This is a genomic window from Ruegeria sp. AL3 (genome assembly GCF_056536065.1).
This window is the reverse complement of the sequence record NZ_JBQFJG010000001.1, coordinates 3,192,514-3,213,156: the sequence shown is the minus strand read 5'-3', so window position 1 is coordinate 3,213,156 and position 20,643 is coordinate 3,192,514. Positions and strand designations below refer to the sequence as shown.

Genomic DNA, 20,643 nt, shown 5'->3' with positions numbered 1-20,643 from the left:
GAGAACACGAAGAGGGATAGTATGAAGGCCTCAAGAACCCTTGTAGTCCTGCTGGCACTGGCAAGCGTGTCCGCCTGCGGCATCATCAAGCCGTCGGAAGATCGTATTCTGTTCGATGGAAAAGCGTTCAAGGCAAAGGCGAAGGCGGTCGACAAGAAAGCATCGCCAACGGACTTTACCGTTGTGGTAAAGGGTGCGTCCGCATCGCTGGACGGCGCACGTGAGGCCGGCCGTCATGAAGGAACCAAGTTTTGCGTGCAGAATTTCGGGTCTTCGCGGATCGATTGGAAAGTGGGGCCGGACACCGAACCGCAAAACCTGCGCATCAGTGATGATCAATTGACCTTTGCGGGAAAATGCCAACGGCCATGACGCGCGGTTTTGCATATCACGACACGGATTGCCGGCCGCTATTGCCTAGCAAGACCGGACCGGTTCGTTTTGGTGCGTCCAAAACGAAGGGAAAATCCATGTCTATTGCCAAAACACTTGCGCTGGCTACCTTGGTCACATTGCCTGCCGTTGCAAATGCGAAGCCGCCCTTGAGGGATGTCAAAGAGATCGACGACGAACTCTATTACATCGCGATCGCAAATGAAATTTCGGAATATTGCCCCTCGATCAGCGGGCGTCGATTGAAAGCGATCAGTGTGATGTGGGGGCTGCGCTCCAAGGCGAACAAACTGGGGTATTCGGACACCGAAATCCGCACTTACGTCGAATCGGATGCTGAAAAAGACCGGATGCGCGCCAAGGGCGAGGCGTATCTGGCTTCGAATGGCGTGACCTATGACAACCCCAACACATTCTGCACTCTGGGGCAGAAGGAAATCCAAAGAAACAGCGCCATTGGCGTTTATTTGAGGGCGAATTGAAAGCCATGTCTGACCTCCGCAAGATCAATATCGACGGACAGGAAATCGAAGTCGATGGCGCGATGACCCTGATCCAGGCTTGTGAACAAGCCGGGGTCGAAGTGCCGCGCTTTTGTTATCACGAGCGTCTGTCGATCGCTGGCAATTGCCGGATGTGCCTGGTCGAGGTCGTCGGCGGGCCGCCGAAACCTGCGGCCTCCTGCGCGATGCAGGTGCGTGACCTGCGTCCGGGGCCTGAAGGTCAACCCCCGGTGGTCAAGACGAACTCGCCCATGGTCAAAAAGGCCCGCGAAGGCGTGATGGAGTTCCTGCTGATCAACCATCCGCTGGATTGCCCGATCTGTGATCAGGGTGGCGAATGCGACCTTCAGGATCAGGCGATGGCCTATGGCATGTCCGGATCCCGTTTCAAGGAAGCAAAGCGGGCGGTCGATGATCTGGATCTTGGCCCGCTGGTTGGCACCGCAATGACCCGCTGCATCAGCTGCACGCGCTGCGTGCGCTTCACCACCGAAGTTGCCGGGATAACTCAGATGGGTCAGACCGGGCGCGGTGAGGATGCCGAGATCACCTCGTATCTGAACCAGACGCTGGATTCGAATTTGCAGGGCAACATCATCGATCTGTGCCCTGTCGGGGCGCTGACCTCCAAGCCCTACGCCTTTACTGCACGTCCGTGGGAATTGACCAAAACCGAAAGCATCGATGTGATGGATGCGTTGGGATCGAACATACGCGTCGATACCAAAGGCCGTGAAGTCATGCGTTTCCTGCCGCGCAATCATGACGGCGTGAACGAGGAATGGATCAGCGACAAGACCCGCTTTGTCTGGGATGGCCTGCGCCGTCAGCGTTTGGACAAGCCCTATGTCCGTAAAAACGGCAAGCTGCGCCCGGCCTCATGGTCCGAGGCGCTTACCAAGGCAGCAGAGGCGCTGAAAGGCGCCGAGAAACCCGCCGGTATCGTGGGCGATCTGGCTCCGGTCGAGGCGGCGTTTGCGCTGAAACAGATGATCGAAGGGCAGGGTGGTGTTGTCGAATGCCGTGCCGATGGCGCAAAGCTTCCGGCGGGCAATCGTGGCGCTTACGCTGGCACCGCCGCGATTGAAGATATCGACACCGCGGAACGTATCCTGCTGATCGGTACCAACCCACGTGACGAAGCGCCTGTCCTGAACGCGCGCATCCGCAAGGCGTGGGCGCATGGGGCCGAAGTCGCTTTGGTCGGTCCTGCGGTCGATCTGACATATGAGTATCAGCATGTTGGCGATGATCGAACAGCGCTGCAAAAAGTTGTCGACATGGGCGGAGATGATGAGATCAAGGGAAAACGGTCGTTGGTCATCATCGGTCAGGGCGCTTTGCAGGAAGCGGACGGCGCCGCCGTGCTGGCTGCTGCGCAAGCCATCGCGGCCAATACAGAAAGTGGTCTGATCGTTTTGCACACTGCGGCATCGCGCGTTGGTGCGATGGATGTGGGTGCCACGAACGAAGGCGGAATGGACGCGATCAGCGCCGCCGACGTGATCTACAACCTTGGTGCGGATGAGGTCGAGATCGGCGAAGGCGCCTTTGTGATCTATCAGGGCAGCCATGGTGACCGGGGCGCACACCGCGCCGATGTGATCCTGCCAGGCGCGGCCTATACCGAGGAAAACGGCGTGTTCGTAAACACCGAAGGTCGCCCTCAACTGGCGATGCGGGCCGGTTTTGCGCCGGGTGAGGCGAAGGAAAACTGGGCCATCCTGCGCGCCTTGTCGGCCGAACTGGGCGCAACACTGCCCTACGACTCTCTGGCACAGTTGCGCACGGCCTTGATCGAGGCGGTTCCGCATCTGGCCCGTATCGACGAAGTGATCGAGAACGATGTGAAAGCTCTCGACGCCGGTATTCTGGGCAACGCAGCTTTCCGCTATGCGATCAAGGACTTCTACCTGACCAACCCGATCGCACGGGCTTCACAGTTGATGGCCGAGCTTTCGGCACAGGCGCAGGCCCGCAAATCCGAGAAGATCGCGGCGGAATGACCCAGACCATTTTCATATCGCAGATCGGCGCATCCGGTGCCGGGCGGCAGTTGGCCGCGCCTGATTTGCGTGTGAAACCGAATATTAAGGGTGGCGCAATGGCGGCAGATGCTGTTTACACCAACGCGCCGACCCAGCCGCAGTTTGCGCAGGCTTCTGGCCTTTGCATCGCGCGCGGAAAACGGAATACCCACGGTGTGAGGACCAATGGCTGAATTCTTTAACACCCCAGGCGGAATAGCCATCATCATTCTGGCGCAAGTGCTTGCCGTTGTTGCCTTTGTGATGATTTCACTGTTGTTCCTTGTTTACGGGGACCGCAAGATCTGGGCCGCTGTCCAGATGCGCCGAGGCCCCAACGTGGTGGGCGTCTATGGCTTGCTGCAATCGGTGGCGGATGCCCTGAAATATGTGGTGAAAGAGGTCGTCATTCCTGCGGGCGCCGACCGGACGGTCTTTATCCTCGCACCGCTGACATCCTTCGTTCTGGCGATGATCGCCTGGGCGGTGATCCCGTTCAACGATGGCTGGGTTCTGTCGGATATCAACGTCGCGATCCTCTATGTATTCGCGGTGTCTTCGCTCGAGGTTTATGGCGTGATCATGGGCGGTTGGGCGTCGAACTCAAAGTACCCGTTCTTGGGCTCGCTGCGCTCGGCCGCGCAGATGATTTCGTACGAGGTTTCGATCGGCCTGATCATCATCGGTGTGATCATTTCGACCGGCTCGATGAATTTTGGCGACATCGTGCGCGCTCAGGACGGCTCGTTCGGCTTCTTCAGCTGGTACTGGCTGCCGCATTTCCCGATGGTGTTCCTGTTCTTCATCTCGGCCCTGGCCGAAACCAACCGACCACCGTTTGACTTGCCCGAGGCGGAATCGGAACTGGTCGCCGGTTATCAGGTCGAATATTCGGCCACGCCTTTCCTGCTGTTCATGGCAGGCGAATACATCGCCATCTTCCTGATGTGCGCGCTGACCTCTCTGCTGTTCTTCGGCGGCTGGCTGTCCCCGATCCCTGGCCTGCCGGACGGCGTTCTGTGGATGGTGGCCAAGATGGCGTTCTTCTTCTTCATCTTCGCAATGGTCAAGGCGATCACACCCCGCTACCGCTATGACCAGCTGATGCGGCTGGGCTGGAAAGTGTTCCTGCCATTCTCGCTGGCTTGGGTGGTTTTCGTGGCCTTTGCGGCGAAATTCGACTGGTTCTGGGGCGCATTTGCCCGTTGGAGCGTAGGAGGCTGATATGACCCAAATCGACTACACCCGCGCTGCCAAGTACTTCCTTCTACAGGACTTCTGGGTCGGCATGAAGCTGGGGCTGAAGTATTTCTTCGCGCCCAAGGCCACGGTGAACTATCCGCACGAAAAGGGCCCGCTATCCCCACGTTTCCGCGGCGAACACGCTCTGCGCCGCTATCCGAATGGTGAAGAACGCTGCATCGCCTGCAAACTCTGCGAGGCGATCTGCCCGGCCCAAGCCATCACCATCGACGCTGAACCGCGCGAGGACGGCAGCCGCCGCACCACGCGCTATGACATCGACATGACCAAGTGCATCTATTGCGGCTTCTGTCAGGAAGCTTGCCCGGTCGATGCCATCGTCGAAGGCCCGAATTTCGAATTCGCAACGGAAACCCGCGAAGAGCTGTTCTATGACAAGCAGAAACTGCTGGACAACGGCGAACGCTGGGAAGCCGAGATCGCCCGCAATCTGGAACTGGACGCGCCTTACCGATGAGTGACAGCCCGACAAATCCGTTCGAGCTGATGATGAAGCAGGCTCAGGACATGGCCAAGGCGATGAACCCGGCGATGGAAAGCTTCTCGCCCAAGGGGTTCGAGGCGCTGTGGCCAACCATGCCGAAAGAGGTCATGGAGATGATGTTTGGCAACACCGTCAACAAAGACGGGCTGGATGCCAAAACCCGCCTTCTGCTGACGCTGGCCGGGCTGACCTGTCAGGGCGCTCAGGCGGACTCGGCAGTGCGTCAGACCGTGCGCCACGCTTTGGAGGCGGGTGCCAAGAAACAAGAGATCGTGGAAACGATCGGTCAGATGTCGGTCTTTGCCGGCATCCCGGCCATGACCCGCGCGCTGGATCTGGCGCAAGAGGTCATGGGCGACAACGAGGATGAGGATCAATGACCGTCTTTGCCTTCTACCTGTTTGCCATCAGCGCCATCACCGGCGGGCTGTTCACGGTGATCAGCCGTCAGCCAGTGCACTCGGTGCTGTGGCTGATCCTGTCCTTCCTGTCTGCGGCGGGGCTGTTCGTGCTGCTGGGGGCCGAGTTCGTGGCGATGCTGTTGATCATCGTCTACGTGGGCGCGGTCGCTGTGCTTTTCCTCTTCGTTGTGATGATGTTGGATGTGGACTTTGCCGAGCTAAAGGCCGAGATGGCGCGCTATATGCCGCTGGCCCTGCTGATCGGTCTGGTCATCCTGATGCAATTTGTCTTGGCTTTCGGCGCCTGGGACAGCGCGCAGGGTGCTGCCGAAAATCTGGCGCAGCCGGTCCCGACTGACCGCCACAACACCGAGGCGCTGGGTGTCATCCTTTACGATCAGTACTTTCTTCTGTTCCAACTTGCGGGCCTGATCCTGCTGGTGGCTATGATCGGCGCCATCGTTTTGACGCTGCGCCACCGTCAGGATATCAAGCGTCAGGACATCGTCGGCCAGATGATGCGCGATCCGGCCAAGGCGATGGAATTGAAGGACGTGAAACCGGGGCAGGGGTTGTGAGGTTCAAAGCCGTGATATCTGGGCTAAGTTTCGCTTTTTTCCCCGCGACTGTTTTCGCAGCGGGTATCGAAGCTTGCGAAGCTCTTCCGATTATGTCGCATCACGTGTTCGAGACGAACCACAGAATCGTTGGCAACGGCGTTGTCTCTTACTCTGAGATTGGCTCTATCTGCACCGACGAATTGGGATGCACACATACTGAGTTTGTTTTGTTTGCGGCTTGTGAAAGCGGTCAAACGATGCGCGTCGTAGCGAATCTTGAACGGGACTTCGACGGTACTCATTTGGATCGCGTCGATGAAGCAATTGAAGTTGTCCAAGTACTAGCATCTGCTGAAACAAGTTATTCGTGGACTTCGGCAACAAAAGCCTTTGAGCGAAAGGCATTCCAGATCGACGACTACATTGAATCGAAAGAAAACTGCGCCTGTGCAATGGCGTTTCCCGAGCTTCGCAACGGGAAAGAGAAATTCGAGGGACTCTAAGACGATGATCGGACTTGAACACTATCTTACGGTCGCGGCGACGCTGTTCGTCATCGGCATCTTCGGTCTCTTCCTGAACCGCAAGAACGTCATCATCCTGCTGATGAGCATCGAGCTGATGCTGCTGGCGGTGAATATCAACCTCGTGGCGTTTTCCAGCTTCCTTGGCGATCTGGTCGGGCAGGTGTTCACGCTGTTCGTGCTGACCGTTGCGGCGGCCGAGGCGGCGATTGGTCTGGCCATTCTGGTCTGCTTCTTCCGCAACCGCGGCACCATCGCGGTTGAAGACGTCAATATGATGAAGGGGTAAGAGAACATGGAAACCACCATCCTCTTTGCCCCGCTGGTGGGCGCGCTGCTCTGCGGGTTTGGCTGGAGATTCATTGGCGAGAAGGCCGCCATGTGGACGGCCACGGGCCTGCTGTTTCTGGCTTGTCTGCTGTCATGGCTCGTGTTCTTCTCGTTCGACGGGCTCACACAACAGATCGAGATCATGCGCTGGATCGAAAGCGGGTCGCTCTCGACCTCGTGGGCCATCCGTCTGGACCGGCTGACCGCCATCATGCTGATCGTGGTCACCACGGTTTCGGCGCTCGTGCATCTCTACAGCTTTGGCTACATGGATCACGACCCGCAATGGCGCGAAGGCGAAAGCTATAAGCCGCGTTTCTTTGCCTATCTGTCCTTCTTTACCTTCGCGATGCTGATGCTGGTGACGGCGGACAACCTTGTGCAGATGTTCTTTGGCTGGGAAGGCGTGGGTGTTGCCTCGTATCTGCTGATCGGCTTCTACTATCGCAAGCCGTCGGCAAATGCTGCGGCGATGAAAGCGTTCATCGTCAACCGTGTGGGCGATTTTGGCTTTGCTCTGGGCATCTTCGCGCTGTTCTTCCTGACCGACAGCATCAACTTTTCGGACATTTTCGCATCGGCACCCGCGCTTGCAGAAGAAAAGCTACATTTCCTGTGGGGCGAATGGACCGCGGTCGAGGTGATCTGTGTTCTGCTGTTCATCGGTGCGATGGGTAAATCCGCGCAGCTGATCCTGCACACCTGGTTGCCGGACGCGATGGAAGGCCCGACGCCGGTGTCGGCCCTGATCCACGCGGCCACCATGGTGACAGCGGGCGTGTTCCTTGTCTGCCGCATGTCGCCGCTGATGGAGTTCGCGCCGGGTGCGACCGGGTTCATCACTTTCCTTGGGGCCTCGACAGCGTTCTTCGCGGCGACCGTGGGTCTGGTACAGACCGACATCAAGCGCGTCATTGCGTATTCGACCTGTTCCCAGCTGGGATACATGTTCGTGGCCGCGGGCGTCGGCATGTATTCGGCGGCGATGTTCCACCTGTTCACGCACGCTTTCTTCAAGGCGCTGCTGTTCCTCGGTGCGGGGTCCGTGATCCACGCCATGCATCACGAGCAGGAGATGACGGAATATGGCGGTCTGCGCAAAAAGATCCCTTACACCTTCTGGGCGATGATGATCGGAACGCTGGCCATCACGGGTGTCGGCATTCCGCTTACCACAATCGGTTTTGCCGGGTTCCTGTCTAAAGACGCGATCATCGAAAGCGCCTATGCGGGCGGAACCGGCTACGCCTTCTGGATGCTGGTGATCGCGGCGATGTTCACCTCGTTCTATAGCTGGCGTCTGATTTTCCTGACCTTCTATGGCAAACCGCGTGGCGACAAGCATACGCATGACCACGCACATGAAAGCCCGATGACCATGCTGGTGCCGCTTGGCGTTCTGTCGCTGGGTGCGGTGTTTGCCGGGATGATCTGGTATGGCAATTTCTTTGGCCATGCGGACAAGGTCGGCAAGTTCTACGGTATTCCGGTTGCCGAAGCGTCAGAACATGCCGAGGCCGGTGATCATGCGGCGGCGGATGCTTCGCACGGTGAAGACAGCCATGCGGATGAAAGCCACGCGGCTGACAGTCATGCCGATGAAGGTCATGGTGAGAAGGATGCAAAGGGTGGCGATCATCACTATGTCTTTGCGGGCCAGCCCGGCGAGGGCGCGCTTTACATGGCGCCGGACAACCATGTTCTGGACGATGCGCATGCGGCTCCGAAATGGGTCAAGGTTTCACCCTTCGTCGCCATGTTGCTTGGCTTTGTCGTGGCCTATTGGTTCTACATCGTGAATACGTCGCTGCCGGCACGTCTGGCTGCAAATCAGCGTCCGCTGTACCTGTTCCTTCTGAACAAGTGGTATTTCGACGAAATCTACGATGCGGTCTTCGTAAAACCCACTGTGGCGCTTGGCCGCTTCCTGTGGAAACGCGGTGACGGCAATACAATCGATGGCTTCCTGAACGGAGTAGCAATGGGCGTTGTTCCCTTCTTCACCCGCCTCGCCGGCAAGGCGCAGACCGGGTACATCTTTACCTATGCCTTCTGGATGGTGCTGGGCATCGCGGCCCTTGTCACCTGGATGTCGATCGGCGGAGGGGCCCAGTAATGGATTATATCCTTTCGATCGTCACGTTTATCCCCGCCATCGCCGCAGGCATTCTGGCCTTGTTCCTGCAAGGTGACGATGCGGCGGCACAGCGGAACGCCAAGTGGATTGCTCTGCTGGCCACCACTGTGACCTTCCTGGTTTCCATCGGCATCTATACAGGCTTTGACCCGTCGAACCCCGGTTTCCAGATGGTGGAAGAGGGTGAGTGGCTGATGGGCCTCAAATACAAGATGGGTGTTGATGGCATCAGTGTCCTGTTCGTTCTGCTGACGACCTTCATCATGCCGCTGACCATTCTGGCCAGCTGGAATGTCACGGACCGTGTCAAGGAATACATGGTTGCCTTCCTGCTGCTGGAAACGCTGATGCTGGGCGTCTTCATGGCGCTTGATCTGGTACTGTTCTACCTGTTCTTCGAAGCAGGTCTTATTCCGATGTTCCTGATCATTGGGATATGGGGCGGCAAGGATCGGATCTACGCCAGCTTCAAGTTCTTCCTCTACACCTTCCTCGGCTCGGTCTTGATGCTGGTCGCCATGGTTGCAATGTATGCGGATGCGGGCACTACGGATATTGCCGCGCTGATGACGCACCAGTTCTCGTCCGAGGGCTTCAGCGTGCTGGGCATCTATGTTGTCGGTGGCATGCAGACCCTGATGTTCCTGGCCTTCTTTGCCTCGTTCGCGGTGAAAATGCCGATGTGGCCGGTGCATACCTGGTTGCCGGACGCCCACGTTCAGGCGCCCACGGCGGGATCGGTCGTACTGGCCGCGATCCTTCTGAAGATGGGCGGCTATGGCTTCCTGCGGTTCAGCCTGCCGATGTTCCCGGTGGGTTCGGCCGTGATGACCGATCTGGTGCTGTGGATGTCTGCCATCGCGGTTGTCTATACCTCTTTGGTGGCGCTGGTGCAGGAGGATATGAAGAAACTGATCGCCTATTCCTCGGTCGCGCATATGGGCTTTGTGACCATGGGTATTTTCGCGGCAAACCAGCAGGGCATCGATGGCGCGATCTTCCAGATGCTCAGCCACGGGTTCATCTCGGCCGCGCTGTTCCTGTGCGTTGGCGTGATCTATGACCGGATGCACACCCGCGATATCGAGGCTTATGGCGGTCTGGTGATCCGGATGCCAGCCTACGCGCTGGTCTTCATGTTGTTTACCATGGCCAATGTGGGCCTGCCGGGCACCAGTGGCTTCATCGGTGAATTCCTGACCCTGATGGGCGCGTTCCAGGTCAACACCTGGGTAACGGCGGTGGCAGCGACCGGTGTGATCTTCTCGGCGGCTTATGCGCTGTGGCTCTACCGCCGGGTCGTGTTTGGCGATCTGATCAAGGAAAGCCTTAAGGCGATGACCGACATGAGCTCGCGCGAGCGATTGATCTTCGCCCCGCTGATCGTGATGACCATCCTGCTGGGTGTCTACCCGTCGCTGGTGACCGATGTAATCGGGCAATCCACAGCGGCTCTGATTTCGAACTATGACACGGCTCTGGCCGCGGCTGAGGCTGCGACCCAGACAGCCGCTTCGCATTAAGGGAGCTTTGGAGACATGATCCAGGCTGATCTGACAATCATCCTGCCGGAAATCGTTCTGGCGCTTTATGCGATGGCGGCGCTGCTGGGGGCTGTCTACACGACAAAGGACGGACTGGCGCCTTTGCTGGTCTGGACCACGGCAGGTCTTATGGCCCTTCTGGCAATCTGGATTGCAACTCAGGGCGGGGGTACAAACGTGGCCTTCAACGGCATGTTCGTCGATGACGGCTTTGCCCGCTTTGCCAAGGTTGCTATCCTTTTGTCGGCGGGTGCAGTACTGGTCATGAGCCAGGAATACATGGCGCGCCGCGATCTGCTGCGTTTTGAATATCCTTTGCTGGTGGCACTGGCCGCCGTGGGGATGATGATGATGGTCAGCGCAGGCGATCTGATGTCGCTTTACATGGGGCTCGAGCTGCAATCGCTGTCGCTCTATGTCGTGGCCGCTCTGCGTCGTGACAGCGCGAAATCGACCGAGGCAGGTCTGAAGTATTTTGTGCTGGGTGCGCTGAGCTCGGGTCTGCTGCTTTATGGCGCGTCGCTGGTCTATGGCTTCACCGGCACCACGTTGTTCTCGGGCATCATCCAGACAGTTCACCATGGCGATGTTTCGTTGGGGCTGCTGTTTGGCCTGATCTTCCTGATCTCGGGTCTGGCCTTCAAGGTCTCGGCCGTACCGTTCCATATGTGGACGCCGGACGTTTACGAGGGGTCTCCGACACCGATCACGGCTTTCTTTGCCACGGCGCCCAAGGTTGCGGCGATGGCGTTGTTCGCGCGCCTGTTGCATGACGCGTTCGGCGGCATTGTCAAAGACTGGCAGCAAGTGATTGTCCTGCTGTCCGTGCTGTCGATGTTGCTGGGGGCCGTGGCCGCGATCGGGCAGCGCGACATCAAGCGACTGATGGCGTTTTCGTCGATTGCCCATATGGGCTATGCGCTGATTGGCCTGGCCGCTGGTACCGAGCTGGGTATCAAGGCCATGCTCATGTATCTGGCCATCTACGTGACCATGAATATCGGCACCTTCGCCTTCATTCTGATGATGGAACGTGACGGCAAACCCATCACTGACATTGACGCTCTGCGGCAATACTCCAAGCGTGATCCGGGCAAGGCGCTGGCGGTGCTGATCCTGATGTTCAGCCTGGCGGGCGTGCCTCCGATGCTTGGTTTCTTTGCGAAATTCGGCGTCTGGCAGGCGGGCGTCAGTGCGGGTCTGACCGGTCTGGTCGTCGTCTCGGCCATCGCTTCGGTCATCGGTGCCTTCTATTACCTGCGGATCGTGTTCTACATGTATTTCGGGGCCGAGAACGAAGAGCCGATCGAAACCCGGTCGACCCCTGTTCTGTGGGTGGCATTGATGGGGTCTGCGGCCCTAATGCTGGTCGGCATCTTCTATCAGTTCGGCGTCGAGGGCGCGGCAGCTGCCGCGGCGGCCACGCTTGTCAATTGATCGTTTCACACATCCGGAAAGAGGGGCTCGGTCGCGCGACCGGGCCTTTTTGATATGACAAAATGGCCCCAAGGCTATGGCCTGCACGAGGTGCAGGAAGTCGACAGCACGCTGAATGAAGCGGCGCGGATTGCTCCGAATGCGCGTGGTCCCGTCTGGATCATGGCGCATCACCAGACGGCGGCGCGCGGGCGGCGCGGACGAAGCTGGGCCAACCCGATGGGCAACCTGGCGGCGACCTTGCTGATGCGTCCTCAGGGCGCGCCGGAACAGGCGGCTTTGCGCAGTTTCGTGGCGGCGCTGGCCCTTTTTGACGCGTGTGTCGCCGTTACCGGGCGGGCTGCCGGACTGTCGCTGAAATGGCCCAATGACGTGCTGCTGAACGGCGGCAAGCTTGCCGGTATCCTGCTGGAAAGCACGGGGCAGGGGCATGGCGTGGCGCATCTGTCCATCGGCATCGGAGTGAATCTGGCCAATGCCCCGGATGCGGACGCGGTAGAGCCCGGCGCGGTTCGTCCCGTCTCACTTCTTTCGGAAACCGGGGCACATGTCTCGCCCGAGGATTTTCTGACCGAACTGGCCGCGGCCTATGCCGGGTATGAAACCCAATTCGTCACCTATGGGTTCGAACCGATCCGCACTGCCTGGCTGTCCCGCGCGGCCCGGTTGGGCGAGGTCATCACTGCGCGGACCGGTACGTCGGAAACGGTTGGAACCTTCGAAACGGTGGACGCAGGTGGTAACCTTGTCTTAAACACCGCCAAAGGCCGCGTGAGCATTCCTGCGGCGGATGTCTATTTCTGAGAGGGGCGCGGATGCTTCTGGCCATCGATTGCGGCAATACCAATACCGTCTTCTCGATCTGGGACGGTGAGGAATTTCTGTGCACCCTGCGCACCTCGACCCACCATGCGCGCACGGCAGACGCGTATTTCACCTGGTATTCGACGCTGGTGAAACATTATGGGATCGAGGCGAATATCTCGGATGTCATCATTGCCTCGACCGTGCCACGTGTCGTGTTCAACCTGCGCATCTTTGCCGATCGCTTTTTTGGTTGCAGACCATTGGTTGTGGGCAAGCCCGATTGCCTGTTGCCTGTCCCTCCGCGTGTGGATGAAGGCACGGTGCCCGGCCCGGATCGACTGGCCAATGCCGTGGGCGCTTTTGACCGCCATGGTGGCAATGTGGTTGTCGTGGACTTTGGTACCGCAACAAATTTCGACGTTGTCGCCGCGGACGGTGCCTATGTGGGGGGCGTTATCGCTCCGGGTGTGAACCTCAGCCTTGAGGCTTTGCATCAGGGCGCAGCCGCACTGCCGCATATCGACATCACGCGTCCCGAGAAGGTGATCGGTACAAATACGGTTGGTTGTATTCAATCGGGCGTGTATTGGGGATATTCCGGTTTGATCGAGGGGCTGATCGCCCGGATCAAGGCCGAGTATGGAATGCCGATGAAAGTCGTTGGAACCGGAGGGCTGGCCCCCTTGTTCGATCAGGCCGACGTGGGGTTCGACGCAATCGAAGATGATCTGACGATGCACGGCCTGACCGTGATCCATCGCTACAACAAGGATAATGGCTCCGTATGAGCAGTGAAAGATTGATCTACCTGCCGCTGGGTGGCGCGGGCGAAATTGGCATGAACGCCTATGTGTACGGCTACGGTGAACCGGGAAAGGAACGCCTGATCCTTGTGGATCTGGGCGTCACTTTTCCTGATATGGACACAACGCCGGGCGTTGACCTTATCCATGCCGATATCTTTTGGCTGAAAGAGCGTGCCGACCGGCTGGATGGTGTTTTCATCACGCACGCCCATGAAGACCACGTCGGTGCCGTGGCCCATTGTTATGAAGCTTTGGGCGCGCCGGTCTATGCGCGCGCCTTCACGGCCAATATCGCGCGCCGCAAGATGGAAGAACACGCGCACCCGACCGAGGCGGTCACGACTGTTTCCGCCTGGCCTGAACAGGTGTCCGTCGGGCCGTTCACGGTTGGCTTCCTTCCTGTTTCGCACTCGATTCCCGAAAGTGCAGCACTGGTCATCGACACACCCGCAGGGCGTGTCGTGCATTCGGGCGACTTCAAGCTGGATGCTGCACCCGTCGTTGGAGAGGCCTTTGACCCTGACCTGTGGGCCGAGGTTGCCAAGACCGGCATCAAGGCGCTGGTCTGTGACAGTACGAATGTGTTTTCGACCCATCCGGGGCGTTCAGAATCCGAAGTTGGCCCCGAGATTGTCAAGCTGGTCGAAGGCGCGGAAGGTATGGTCGTGGCGACCACCTTTGCGTCAAACGTCGCGCGGGTCAAAACGCTGGCCGAAGCAGGTGCGCGGGCCGGGCGTTCCGTCGTTCTGCTGGGGCGCGCGATGCGTCGGATGATCGAAGCAGCGACCGAAACCGGTATTCTTGCGGATTTTCCAAAGGTGATCAGCGCCGAAGAGGCTCTGGACCTTCCGCGCCAGAACCTGATGCTGATCGTGACCGGCAGCCAGGGGGAACGACGGGCCGCAAGCGCCCAACTGGCCCGTGGCAAGTACCGTGGTCTGGAACTGGCCGAGGGCGATCTGTTCCTGTTTTCCTCGAAGACCATTCCCGGGAACGAGCGGGGCGTGATCTTCATCATGAACCAGCTCAGCGAAAAGGGCGTGGATGTCGTTGATGACAGTTCGGGCCTTTATCATGTCTCGGGCCATGCGAACCGGCCGGACCTCGAGAAAGTGCACGCACTGACTGATCCGCAATTCGTGATCCCGATGCACGGCGAACACCGGCACCTGCGCGAGCATGTCAAACTGGCAGAGCAGGGCGGCAGAACCGGAGTGCTGGCGGTGAACGGCACCATGCTGGATCTCAGCGGCAATGCGCCTGTGGTCGTTGATTATGTTGAAACCGGTCGCACATATCTGGACGGCACCGTGAAGATTGGTGCCCTTGACGGCGTGGTGCGGGACCGTATCCGCATGGCTTTGAACGGCCATGTTACAGTGACGGTGGTTCTGGACGAAGAAGACGAACCGCTGGGCGAGCCGTGGTGCGATACCATGGGGCTGCCCGAAACCGGCACGTCCCGTGCCGCGTTGGTCGAAGTGCTGGAAGAGGATCTGAACCAGTTCCTGATGCGGGCCGCTGCCAAGACCCTGCGCGATGACGACAAGCTGGAAGATGAAATGCGCCGCATCGTGCGGCAGACAGCCAAAGCGGAAATTGGCAAAAAGCCCGAAGTGACGGTGGTGGTCAGCCGGATGCGGTGAAACCGATCCGTCAGTCGTGGGTTGACATCGGATAGCCCCTGAGACGCAGGAACAGGTTGGCCTCTTCGTTGTTTTTGTAGAATGGAACTGACGATGGCGGCTCGGGGGACGTAACCCGGGCCGCTATTTCCGCCAGAACGACCTCGGTGATAAACGGCAGATCCAGATCCCGTGCCCGATCCAGTGGCACCCATTGCAGGTGCGACAGCTCATCCGAGGCGTGACTGAAATCATCCACATCACCTTGCAGAGCGTCGGCGTCGACCAGAAAGAACCGCGCATCGAACCGGCGGGGACGGCCCGGTGGAGTTACCGCGCGAAAGACGAACTGAAGCGCAGCCGCAGTTGGCAGGTAACCCAACGCGGCAAAGCTCTGCCAATCGTCAGGTACCTGACCGGGCCATGTGCCCGGCTGGCCGAGAACAAGACCGGTTTCTTCCCAAAGCTCGCGTATGGCGGCCGCGGCGAGGGCGTATTGAATCCCCGGCTCGGCCTGTTCGCCCAAACGTTCAAAGCACAGATCCGGCAAATCCGTTGCCAATGTAACATCCGCGTCAGCCGGATCAACCGCGCCACCGGGAAAGACGAACTTGTTCGGCATGAAGGCCGCTTTGGACCCGCGCTGCCCCATAAGGATCGAGGGGTTTGTCCATCTGTCCCGCAGCACGATAACCGTCGCTGCGTCCCGGATGGCGGTTTTGTCGGGTGTCATGTCCAAACTGGTCAACTGGGTCGGGTCACGCGGTTTTTCCAAAGCCATGCATGCGGCGTGCCCACTGATACGCCACCACTGCACCTTTCAGGCGTGGCAACAGGTACAGGGACAGGGCGACGCAGGCGACGGAAAAGCCGATGGCCATCGTCCACGGATCGGGCCGCCAATGCACGTACGACACGTGCAGAGCAGGCGCCAGCAGGTGGCCGACCAGCAGGATTGTCAGGTAGGCGGGCCCATCATCTGCGCGATGGTGAAACAACTCCTGCCCGCAGTTCGAGCAGGAGTCATTGACCTTGAGATAGCTGTGCAACAGCTTGCCTTCCCCGCAGTTGGGGCATTTGCAGCGAAACCCCTTGACCAGGGCTGGCCATGTCTCACGCTCACCTTCAGAGGTCGTCTCGATCGTCTGATCCGTCATAATGTAACTCGCGAAGTAATCTTTTGCGGATAATGGGCCTGATCGTGGAAATTTAAAAGGGGGGTGCGTCGCTTTGCAACGTCTGCCCGGCACCTCGTCTTGGGGCGGTCCTGAACCTTTCAAAAATAATATCGAATTCAGCGACGGAATTCCTGGCGCGGCCCGTTTGAATGGGTATGAGCGGCGGCACTCGGGCCGCGTCAACAAAAGGAAACGGAAATGAAAAACGTTACATTCATCTCGGCCATTGTCATGTCGGCGGTTGCGATTACCGGTACTTCTGTTTTGGCCGCTGGCTCGGGTGGCCGCGAGCCGGTGTCTTTTCAGGAACTGGACGCCGATGGCGATGGTCAGGTGACGCAACAAGAGATGGAGGCGCACCGAACCGCTCGTTTCACCGAGGCGGACACCAATGGGGATGGAAAGCTGAGCCAGGAAGAAATGCAGGCTGCCGCCCAGAAGAAAGCCAGTGATCGGGTTGCCAGGATGTTCGAAAACAACGACGCGAACAAAGATGGCTTCCTCAGCCAGGATGAGTTGCCGAAACCGCGCCGGGCTGACAAGATGTTTGATCGGATGGATGCGGACAACAGTGGCGGAATCTCGGAACAGGAATTTGCCGATGCCAAAGATCGGATGGGACGGCACCATAAGAAAAAGCATCAAAAATCGGATACAAGCGATAACTGATGCAGGATGGAGGATCTGACCTCCCACCCACAAGATGTTCGCGGCGCGGATTGCGCCGCGAACACACTCAGCGACGATGCGTTGCTGAGGCAATTCGCTGATGGTGAGGCGGGGGCGGCACGGATCCTGACCGATCGTTTGGGGCCACGCTGTTACTCGGTTGCTTTGCGCATGTTGGGCAATCGGGCCGAGGCGGAAGACGTGACGCAGGATGCGATGATGCGGTTGTGGCAGATGGCGCCGAATTGGGTTTCGGGTCAGGCCAAGGTATCCACCTGGCTGTATCGGGTGACGCTGAACCTGTGCGTGGACATCAGGCGCAAGAAGACACCCGACAGGTTGTCGGACGTTCCCGAACCCGAAGATGGCAAGGCCAGCGTTGTTGACCGCATGCAGGACGAGGCGCGCAAGGATGCCTTGCAGTTGGCTTTGGCTGAGCTGCCCGAGCGGCAGCGACAAGCGGTCGTGCTGCGCCATATTGAAGAGCTGCCCAACCCCGAGATTGCCGGGATAATGGGCATTTCGGTAGAAGCAGTTGAAAGCCTGACCGCAAGAGGCAAGCGCAGCCTGACCGCGATCTTGGCCGGACGACGCGAAGAACTGGGGTATGACAATGGCGGATGAAGACCTGGAACTTGATCATTTGTTTGCACAGGCACAGCGGCAGCGACCGGCACTGCCGGACGATCTTGCCGTGCGCATCCAGACGGATGCTGAAACTGTTCGCCTCGGTCGTCTTGCGCCTGCACCGCAGCCGATGCCTTCGATATGGAACAGGTTGATAAGCAATGTAGGAGGATGGCAGGGCCTTGGCGGGCTTGTCGCCGCAAGCGCTGCCGGGGTCTGGATCGGGTTTTCCGCACCGGCCTTTCTGCCGGACCCGGCCAGCCTGTTGACGTCAGAGGAGACATCCTTCCTCGTGGCCGACCTTGGATTTGACTCGAGTTTTTTGGAGAGCACGGAATGAACGCTGATCCCAAGCCCAAACGCAAGTGGGTGCCTGTCGTCCTGGCCTTGTCACTGGCGCTGAACCTGCTGGTTGTCGGTGTCGCTGTGGGCACCGTATTGCGCCTCAAAGGTGGGGATCATGCCAAATCACCGCCCGGCTTCGGCCCCGCGTTGTACCGGGCCCTGCCCAAGGATGATCGAAAGGCGATGCGGGGCGAGCTGACGGGCCTGCACAAAAAAGGATCAAAGGGTCGTACTCAGGATTTTGAAGCGCTCAGTCAGGCTTTGCGCGCAACGCCCTTCGACCCGGTCGCCGTTCAGGTTCTGTTGCAACAACAAGCACAGGCCACCGCCGATTTGCAGCAGGCCTTGCAAACGCAATGGCTGGCACGTGTGACCGCCATGAGCAATGATGAACGGCAGGCTTATGCAGACCGATTGCAGGAAGTCGTCAAACGCGGGCCGCATGGGCACAAAAAAAGAGACTGAACAGATCAGGCCGCACTTTGCCTGATACTCACCTGATTGCGCCCTGCCTTCTTCGCAGCATACAGCGCTTTATCCGCGGATTTGATCAGGTTTTCCACGCTTTCAGCCGCATAGTCTTGCCGGGCGAAACCGACCTGAGACAACTTCAACCCGATACTGACCGTCACATCAACTTGTGCCCCATGGTCCGGTAACAGGAACGGGGACTGACAGATGCTGTCACAAACGGTTTCGGCCAGGTTCAACGCCTGTTTGGGCGATACATCGGGCACGCCGATCATGAACTCTTCCCCCCCGATGCGGGCGACAAATCCACGGGATCCCAAGGCATGTTGCATACGTTCCGCCGCTTGCGTCAAAACGTAATCGCCGCTTGCATGGCCATGGCCATCATTGATTGCCTTGAAGTGATCCAGATCGGCCAGCATGATCGCAAAACTGCGCCCCGTTCTGGCGGATTGGCGCGCGATTTGATCCAGCGCGCGCATGGCGTAGCGGCGATTGTGCAGCCCGGTCAACGGGTCGATCCAGGATTCCGCGATGCCTCTTTTGAGAGAGACCCGCATCTGATCCAGTCGCGCTTTGCGGGCAATCTGGTTTTCAAGCCGCAGCAGGATCTCCTGCGCGCAGAACCCGCCCAGACAGACAGCATCGGCCCCTCGGTCCAGAGCTTCCGAAGCCTGTCCGGCGTCTTCGTCTTTCAGCACCCCGATCAAAACCGTGTGCCGGGTCACGCCGCGTGATCTGAGGTCGGCAAGGTTATTGAGGCCGGCCGGGTTCGAGCCCAGTTCAACCACGATCGCATCGGGAACAGAGCCGGACAAAACACCCCGCAGGTTCGACTGAAGATGCCAGTTCAAATCAAATTGACGTTGATCTTCCAGAGCCTTTTGCCAAAGCGTGCCGTTTCGGGCCGTGTGGGTCAGGATATCAACCCGCGCCGCTTTGGACGGTCTGATTATGGGTTGGACCGGCTCTGCGAAGCCAATCGATTGCGATCCGTTGCTGACCTGCAAATCCTGAGTGGCCGCACGAGCACGCAAAAGGCTGCGAATGCGCGCCAATAATATGGTGTCTTTGAACGGGTGCGTCAGAACATCATCCAGCCCGTCCTTTAACGCCCGCAGCCGGGCGTCCCGGTCATTTTGCGCGGCAATCGCCACGACCGGAACGTCGTCAAGGCCGGGTTCCTTCACAATCGCCTTCTTCACATCCGCAGCCGTTCCATCCGGCAACGTCTGAGCCGTCAGAACCAGATCCGGTTGCGTACGCCGCACGAGCGCGGGCAACCCTTCAAGCTTTTCGCCCTGCACCACGTGATACCAGGCCGCCGTCAGCTGTACCTTCAGCATGATGCGATTGGTCGATACCCCGTCGAGGACAAGGATGGTTCCCTGCACAGACATAGTTGTTCACCGTTGATTGCATGCGTGAACAAAGTGTTTATGACTCTGGTTAACAAACCCTTTCCAAGACCGGATCTGACCCAAGTTTATGCCGATATCCTCTGATTCCGCCCAAACTCTTGCGCTGACGGCCCTGGCCTGGCTGGTCAGCAATGACGAGCTTTTGCCTGTCTTTCTGGGCTCTACGGGCGCATCGATCGAGGATGTCCGCGATCGGGCAAGCGATCCCGAGTTTCTGGCGTCGGTTCTTGATTTTCTGGTGCTTGACGATTCGTGGGTCATGGCGTTTTGTGATGCCAATTCACTCGCCTATGATCTTCCCGCCCAGGCAAGGGCGGTATTGTCTGGCGGCGCTGAGATACACTGGACATAGCCATATTTTCCGCAGGAGCACCGGATGCCGATAGATGCGATCATCTTTGACAAAGATGGCACGCTGTTTGACTTTGCAAATACGTGGGGAGGGTTCGGGCGCTCCATGCTGTTGCGCCTGTCCAACGGGGACGAAGATCGCGCCACCGAGCTTGGCCGTATCATCGGATATGATTTCGAGCAAGGGAGATATACCGAAGACAGCATTGTAATCGCCGCCACGGTCGAGGAAATCGCAGAAGTCTTGATTGCCCATGTCTATGGCGCGACCTTACATGAGATCATCGATTTGATGAACTCCGAGGCCGCCTCGGCCCCGCAGGTGCCCGCTGTTCCATTGGTTCCGTTCCTGGAAGGTCTGCAAGATGCCGGAATCAAGCTGGGCGTTGCGACGAATGACAGTGAACATCCCGCTTTGCAGCATCTCGAATCTGTCGGAATAAGGGGGCATTTCGATTTCGTCGCCGGGTATGACAGTGGTCACGGGTTCAAGCCGGGACCGGGCCAGTTGCTGGCCTTTGCCGCCCATATCGGGGTCGAGCCATCTCGTATCGCGATGGTGGGTGACAGTCTTCATGACTTGCAGGCCGGGCGCGCGGCGGGGATGACCACGATCGGTGTTTTGACCGGTTTGGCCGAGGCCGATGCTTTGGCTCCGATGGCGGATGTGATATTGCCGGATATCGGTCATATTCCCGAATGGTTGGCCAAAATCTGATTTTCAAATCCGAGATTCGACA

The 20,643-nt window shown here is 58.6% G+C and carries 25 protein-coding genes; 22 read left to right on the top strand and 3 right to left on the bottom strand.

Features of this window, described 5'->3' with window-relative positions; all coding sequences use genetic code 11:
* The first annotated feature begins 21 nt into the window (after positions 1 to 21).
* The 16 genes from ACR3E6_RS16280 to ACR3E6_RS16205 all read left to right on the top strand — a co-directional run bounded on the left by ACR3E6_RS16280 (position 22) and on the right by ACR3E6_RS16205 (position 14,862).
* Complete coding sequence (locus ACR3E6_RS16280; protein ID WP_171631153.1) at positions 22 to 372, top strand: hypothetical protein; 351 nt, start codon at positions 22 to 24, stop codon at positions 370 to 372.
* A 98-nt stretch (positions 373 to 470) separates the two neighbouring features.
* Complete coding sequence (locus ACR3E6_RS16275) at positions 471 to 875, top strand: DUF5333 domain-containing protein (protein ID WP_171631156.1); 405 nt, start codon at positions 471 to 473, stop codon at positions 873 to 875.
* Between the two features lie 5 nt (positions 876 to 880).
* The gene (gene nuoG, locus ACR3E6_RS16270) at positions 881 to 2,902 is read left to right on the top strand and encodes an NADH-quinone oxidoreductase subunit NuoG (RefSeq protein WP_480488058.1); all 2,022 of its coding nucleotides are present in this window, start codon (positions 881 to 883) and stop codon (positions 2,900 to 2,902) included.
* Positions 2,899 to 3,117: a hypothetical protein gene (locus ACR3E6_RS16265; protein ID WP_171631160.1), complete on the top strand. Its 219-nt coding sequence runs from the start codon at positions 2,899 to 2,901 to the stop codon at positions 3,115 to 3,117. The genes nuoG and ACR3E6_RS16265 overlap by 4 nt, the downstream gene beginning before the upstream one ends.
* A complete protein-coding gene (nuoH, locus tag ACR3E6_RS16260) occupies positions 3,110 to 4,147 on the top strand; it encodes an NADH-quinone oxidoreductase subunit NuoH (protein WP_152458581.1) in 1,038 nt (345 codons plus the stop codon). The genes ACR3E6_RS16265 and nuoH overlap by 8 nt, the downstream gene beginning before the upstream one ends.
* A 1-nt stretch (position 4,148) precedes the next feature.
* Positions 4,149 to 4,643 carry an NADH-quinone oxidoreductase subunit NuoI gene (nuoI, locus tag ACR3E6_RS16255; RefSeq protein WP_152458580.1) on the top strand — a complete coding sequence of 165 codons (495 nt, stop codon included), beginning with the start codon at positions 4,149 to 4,151 and terminating at the stop codon, positions 4,641 to 4,643.
* A complete protein-coding gene (locus tag ACR3E6_RS16250) occupies positions 4,640 to 5,050 on the top strand; it encodes a carboxymuconolactone decarboxylase family protein (RefSeq protein WP_170476531.1) in 411 nt (136 codons plus the stop codon). Before nuoI ends, ACR3E6_RS16250 begins: the two co-directional genes overlap by 4 nt.
* Positions 5,047 to 5,649, top strand: coding sequence for an NADH-quinone oxidoreductase subunit J (locus tag ACR3E6_RS16245; protein WP_480488055.1), 603 nt, complete (start codon positions 5,047 to 5,049; stop codon positions 5,647 to 5,649). The genes ACR3E6_RS16250 and ACR3E6_RS16245 overlap by 4 nt, the downstream gene beginning before the upstream one ends.
* Positions 5,646 to 6,134, top strand: coding sequence for a hypothetical protein (locus ACR3E6_RS16240; RefSeq protein ID WP_480488053.1), 489 nt, complete (start codon positions 5,646 to 5,648; stop codon positions 6,132 to 6,134). Before ACR3E6_RS16245 ends, ACR3E6_RS16240 begins: the two co-directional genes overlap by 4 nt.
* 4 nt (positions 6,135 to 6,138) lie before the next feature.
* A complete protein-coding gene (gene nuoK, locus ACR3E6_RS16235) occupies positions 6,139 to 6,444 on the top strand; it encodes an NADH-quinone oxidoreductase subunit NuoK (protein WP_005984024.1) in 306 nt (101 codons plus the stop codon).
* 6 nt (positions 6,445 to 6,450) lie between these two features.
* Complete coding sequence (nuoL, locus tag ACR3E6_RS16230; protein ID WP_171722963.1) at positions 6,451 to 8,601, top strand: NADH-quinone oxidoreductase subunit L; 2,151 nt, start codon at positions 6,451 to 6,453, stop codon at positions 8,599 to 8,601.
* Positions 8,601 to 10,145 carry an NADH-quinone oxidoreductase subunit M gene (locus tag ACR3E6_RS16225; RefSeq protein ID WP_171167325.1) on the top strand — a complete coding sequence of 515 codons (1,545 nt, stop codon included), beginning with the start codon at positions 8,601 to 8,603 and terminating at the stop codon, positions 10,143 to 10,145. The genes nuoL and ACR3E6_RS16225 overlap by 1 nt, the downstream gene beginning before the upstream one ends.
* Before the next feature lie 15 nt (positions 10,146 to 10,160).
* Entirely contained in the window at positions 10,161 to 11,603 is a 1,443-nt protein-coding gene (nuoN, locus tag ACR3E6_RS16220; protein ID WP_480488050.1) for an NADH-quinone oxidoreductase subunit NuoN, read from the top strand.
* A 54-nt stretch (positions 11,604 to 11,657) separates the two neighbouring features.
* Positions 11,658 to 12,407, top strand: coding sequence for a biotin--[acetyl-CoA-carboxylase] ligase (locus tag ACR3E6_RS16215; protein ID WP_171631171.1), 750 nt, complete (start codon positions 11,658 to 11,660; stop codon positions 12,405 to 12,407).
* A gap of 11 nt (positions 12,408 to 12,418) precedes the next feature.
* Positions 12,419 to 13,198 carry a type III pantothenate kinase gene (locus tag ACR3E6_RS16210; RefSeq protein ID WP_171631173.1) on the top strand — a complete coding sequence of 260 codons (780 nt, stop codon included), beginning with the start codon at positions 12,419 to 12,421 and terminating at the stop codon, positions 13,196 to 13,198.
* The gene (locus ACR3E6_RS16205) at positions 13,195 to 14,862 is read left to right on the top strand and encodes a ribonuclease J (protein ID WP_480488048.1); all 1,668 of its coding nucleotides are present in this window, start codon (positions 13,195 to 13,197) and stop codon (positions 14,860 to 14,862) included. The genes ACR3E6_RS16210 and ACR3E6_RS16205 overlap by 4 nt, the downstream gene beginning before the upstream one ends.
* Before the next feature lie 10 nt (positions 14,863 to 14,872).
* On the opposite strand, the gene ACR3E6_RS16200 is transcribed toward ACR3E6_RS16205, so the two are convergent.
* Entirely contained in the window at positions 14,873 to 15,574 is a 702-nt protein-coding gene (locus ACR3E6_RS16200) for an NUDIX hydrolase (RefSeq protein ID WP_480488046.1), read from the bottom strand.
* 25 nt (positions 15,575 to 15,599) lie between these two features.
* Positions 15,600 to 15,998 (bottom strand): DUF983 domain-containing protein, encoded by a 399-nt coding sequence (locus ACR3E6_RS16195; protein ID WP_480488044.1) that lies wholly within the window; start codon positions 15,996 to 15,998, stop codon positions 15,600 to 15,602.
* 219 nt (positions 15,999 to 16,217) lie between these two features.
* On the opposite strand from ACR3E6_RS16195, the gene ACR3E6_RS16190 reads away from it, so the two are divergent.
* Genes ACR3E6_RS16190 through ACR3E6_RS16175 form a run of 4 tightly spaced genes read left to right on the top strand, consistent with a single transcriptional unit; the run spans position 16,218 to position 18,125 of the window.
* On the top strand, positions 16,218 to 16,688 hold the full coding sequence (locus ACR3E6_RS16190) for an EF-hand domain-containing protein (protein ID WP_171631177.1): 471 nt from the start codon (positions 16,218 to 16,220) through the stop codon (positions 16,686 to 16,688).
* Between the two features lie 6 nt (positions 16,689 to 16,694).
* Positions 16,695 to 17,312, top strand: a complete 618-nt coding sequence (locus ACR3E6_RS16185; RefSeq protein WP_171631179.1) for an RNA polymerase sigma factor — start codon at positions 16,695 to 16,697, stop codon at positions 17,310 to 17,312.
* Entirely contained in the window at positions 17,302 to 17,655 is a 354-nt protein-coding gene (locus tag ACR3E6_RS16180) for a hypothetical protein (protein ID WP_171631181.1), read from the top strand. The genes ACR3E6_RS16185 and ACR3E6_RS16180 overlap by 11 nt, the downstream gene beginning before the upstream one ends.
* Complete coding sequence (locus ACR3E6_RS16175; RefSeq protein WP_480488042.1) at positions 17,652 to 18,125, top strand: periplasmic heavy metal sensor; 474 nt, start codon at positions 17,652 to 17,654, stop codon at positions 18,123 to 18,125. Before ACR3E6_RS16180 ends, ACR3E6_RS16175 begins: the two co-directional genes overlap by 4 nt.
* Positions 18,126 to 18,130: 5 nt before the next feature.
* Here ACR3E6_RS16175 and ACR3E6_RS16170 read toward each other — a convergent pair whose 3' ends face one another.
* Positions 18,131 to 19,531: a diguanylate cyclase gene (locus tag ACR3E6_RS16170; RefSeq protein ID WP_480488040.1), complete on the bottom strand. Its 1,401-nt coding sequence runs from the start codon at positions 19,529 to 19,531 to the stop codon at positions 18,131 to 18,133.
* A gap of 88 nt (positions 19,532 to 19,619) precedes the next feature.
* Here ACR3E6_RS16170 and ACR3E6_RS16165 point away from each other — a divergent pair, with 88 nt between their 5' ends.
* Both ACR3E6_RS16165 and ACR3E6_RS16160 read left to right on the top strand, forming a co-directional pair.
* Positions 19,620 to 19,904 carry a DUF3572 domain-containing protein gene (locus tag ACR3E6_RS16165; protein ID WP_171631188.1) on the top strand — a complete coding sequence of 95 codons (285 nt, stop codon included), beginning with the start codon at positions 19,620 to 19,622 and terminating at the stop codon, positions 19,902 to 19,904.
* Positions 19,905 to 19,928: 24 nt separating this feature from the next.
* On the top strand, positions 19,929 to 20,621 hold the full coding sequence (locus ACR3E6_RS16160) for an HAD family hydrolase (protein WP_480488038.1): 693 nt from the start codon (positions 19,929 to 19,931) through the stop codon (positions 20,619 to 20,621).
* Positions 20,622 to 20,643: the final 22 nt, after the last annotated feature.

Coding starts and splice junctions, on each gene's coding strand:
- ACR3E6_RS16280 (WP_171631153.1), top strand. CDS start 22: ATGAAGGCCTCAAGAACCCTTGTAGTCCTGCTGGCACTGGCAAGCGTG.
- ACR3E6_RS16275 (WP_171631156.1), top strand. CDS start 471: ATGTCTATTGCCAAAACACTTGCGCTGGCTACCTTGGTCACATTGCCT.
- nuoG (WP_480488058.1), top strand. CDS start 881: ATGTCTGACCTCCGCAAGATCAATATCGACGGACAGGAAATCGAAGTC.
- ACR3E6_RS16265 (WP_171631160.1), top strand. CDS start 2,899: ATGACCCAGACCATTTTCATATCGCAGATCGGCGCATCCGGTGCCGGG.
- nuoH (WP_152458581.1), top strand. CDS start 3,110: ATGGCTGAATTCTTTAACACCCCAGGCGGAATAGCCATCATCATTCTG.
- nuoI (WP_152458580.1), top strand. CDS start 4,149: ATGACCCAAATCGACTACACCCGCGCTGCCAAGTACTTCCTTCTACAG.
- ACR3E6_RS16250 (WP_170476531.1), top strand. CDS start 4,640: ATGAGTGACAGCCCGACAAATCCGTTCGAGCTGATGATGAAGCAGGCT.
- ACR3E6_RS16245 (WP_480488055.1), top strand. CDS start 5,047: ATGACCGTCTTTGCCTTCTACCTGTTTGCCATCAGCGCCATCACCGGC.
- nuoK (WP_005984024.1), top strand. CDS start 6,139: ATGATCGGACTTGAACACTATCTTACGGTCGCGGCGACGCTGTTCGTC.
- nuoL (WP_171722963.1), top strand. CDS start 6,451: ATGGAAACCACCATCCTCTTTGCCCCGCTGGTGGGCGCGCTGCTCTGC.
- ACR3E6_RS16225 (WP_171167325.1), top strand. CDS start 8,601: ATGGATTATATCCTTTCGATCGTCACGTTTATCCCCGCCATCGCCGCA.
- nuoN (WP_480488050.1), top strand. CDS start 10,161: ATGATCCAGGCTGATCTGACAATCATCCTGCCGGAAATCGTTCTGGCG.
- ACR3E6_RS16215 (WP_171631171.1), top strand. CDS start 11,658: ATGACAAAATGGCCCCAAGGCTATGGCCTGCACGAGGTGCAGGAAGTC.
- ACR3E6_RS16210 (WP_171631173.1), top strand. CDS start 12,419: ATGCTTCTGGCCATCGATTGCGGCAATACCAATACCGTCTTCTCGATC.
- ACR3E6_RS16205 (WP_480488048.1), top strand. CDS start 13,195: ATGAGCAGTGAAAGATTGATCTACCTGCCGCTGGGTGGCGCGGGCGAA.
- ACR3E6_RS16200 (WP_480488046.1), bottom strand. CDS start 15,574: ATGACACCCGACAAAACCGCCATCCGGGACGCAGCGACGGTTATCGTG.
- ACR3E6_RS16195 (WP_480488044.1), bottom strand. CDS start 15,998: ATGACGGATCAGACGATCGAGACGACCTCTGAAGGTGAGCGTGAGACA.
- ACR3E6_RS16190 (WP_171631177.1), top strand. CDS start 16,218: ATGAAAAACGTTACATTCATCTCGGCCATTGTCATGTCGGCGGTTGCG.
- ACR3E6_RS16185 (WP_171631179.1), top strand. CDS start 16,695: ATGGAGGATCTGACCTCCCACCCACAAGATGTTCGCGGCGCGGATTGC.
- ACR3E6_RS16180 (WP_171631181.1), top strand. CDS start 17,302: ATGGCGGATGAAGACCTGGAACTTGATCATTTGTTTGCACAGGCACAG.
- ACR3E6_RS16175 (WP_480488042.1), top strand. CDS start 17,652: ATGAACGCTGATCCCAAGCCCAAACGCAAGTGGGTGCCTGTCGTCCTG.
- ACR3E6_RS16170 (WP_480488040.1), bottom strand. CDS start 19,531: ATGTCTGTGCAGGGAACCATCCTTGTCCTCGACGGGGTATCGACCAAT.
- ACR3E6_RS16165 (WP_171631188.1), top strand. CDS start 19,620: ATGCCGATATCCTCTGATTCCGCCCAAACTCTTGCGCTGACGGCCCTG.
- ACR3E6_RS16160 (WP_480488038.1), top strand. CDS start 19,929: ATGCCGATAGATGCGATCATCTTTGACAAAGATGGCACGCTGTTTGAC.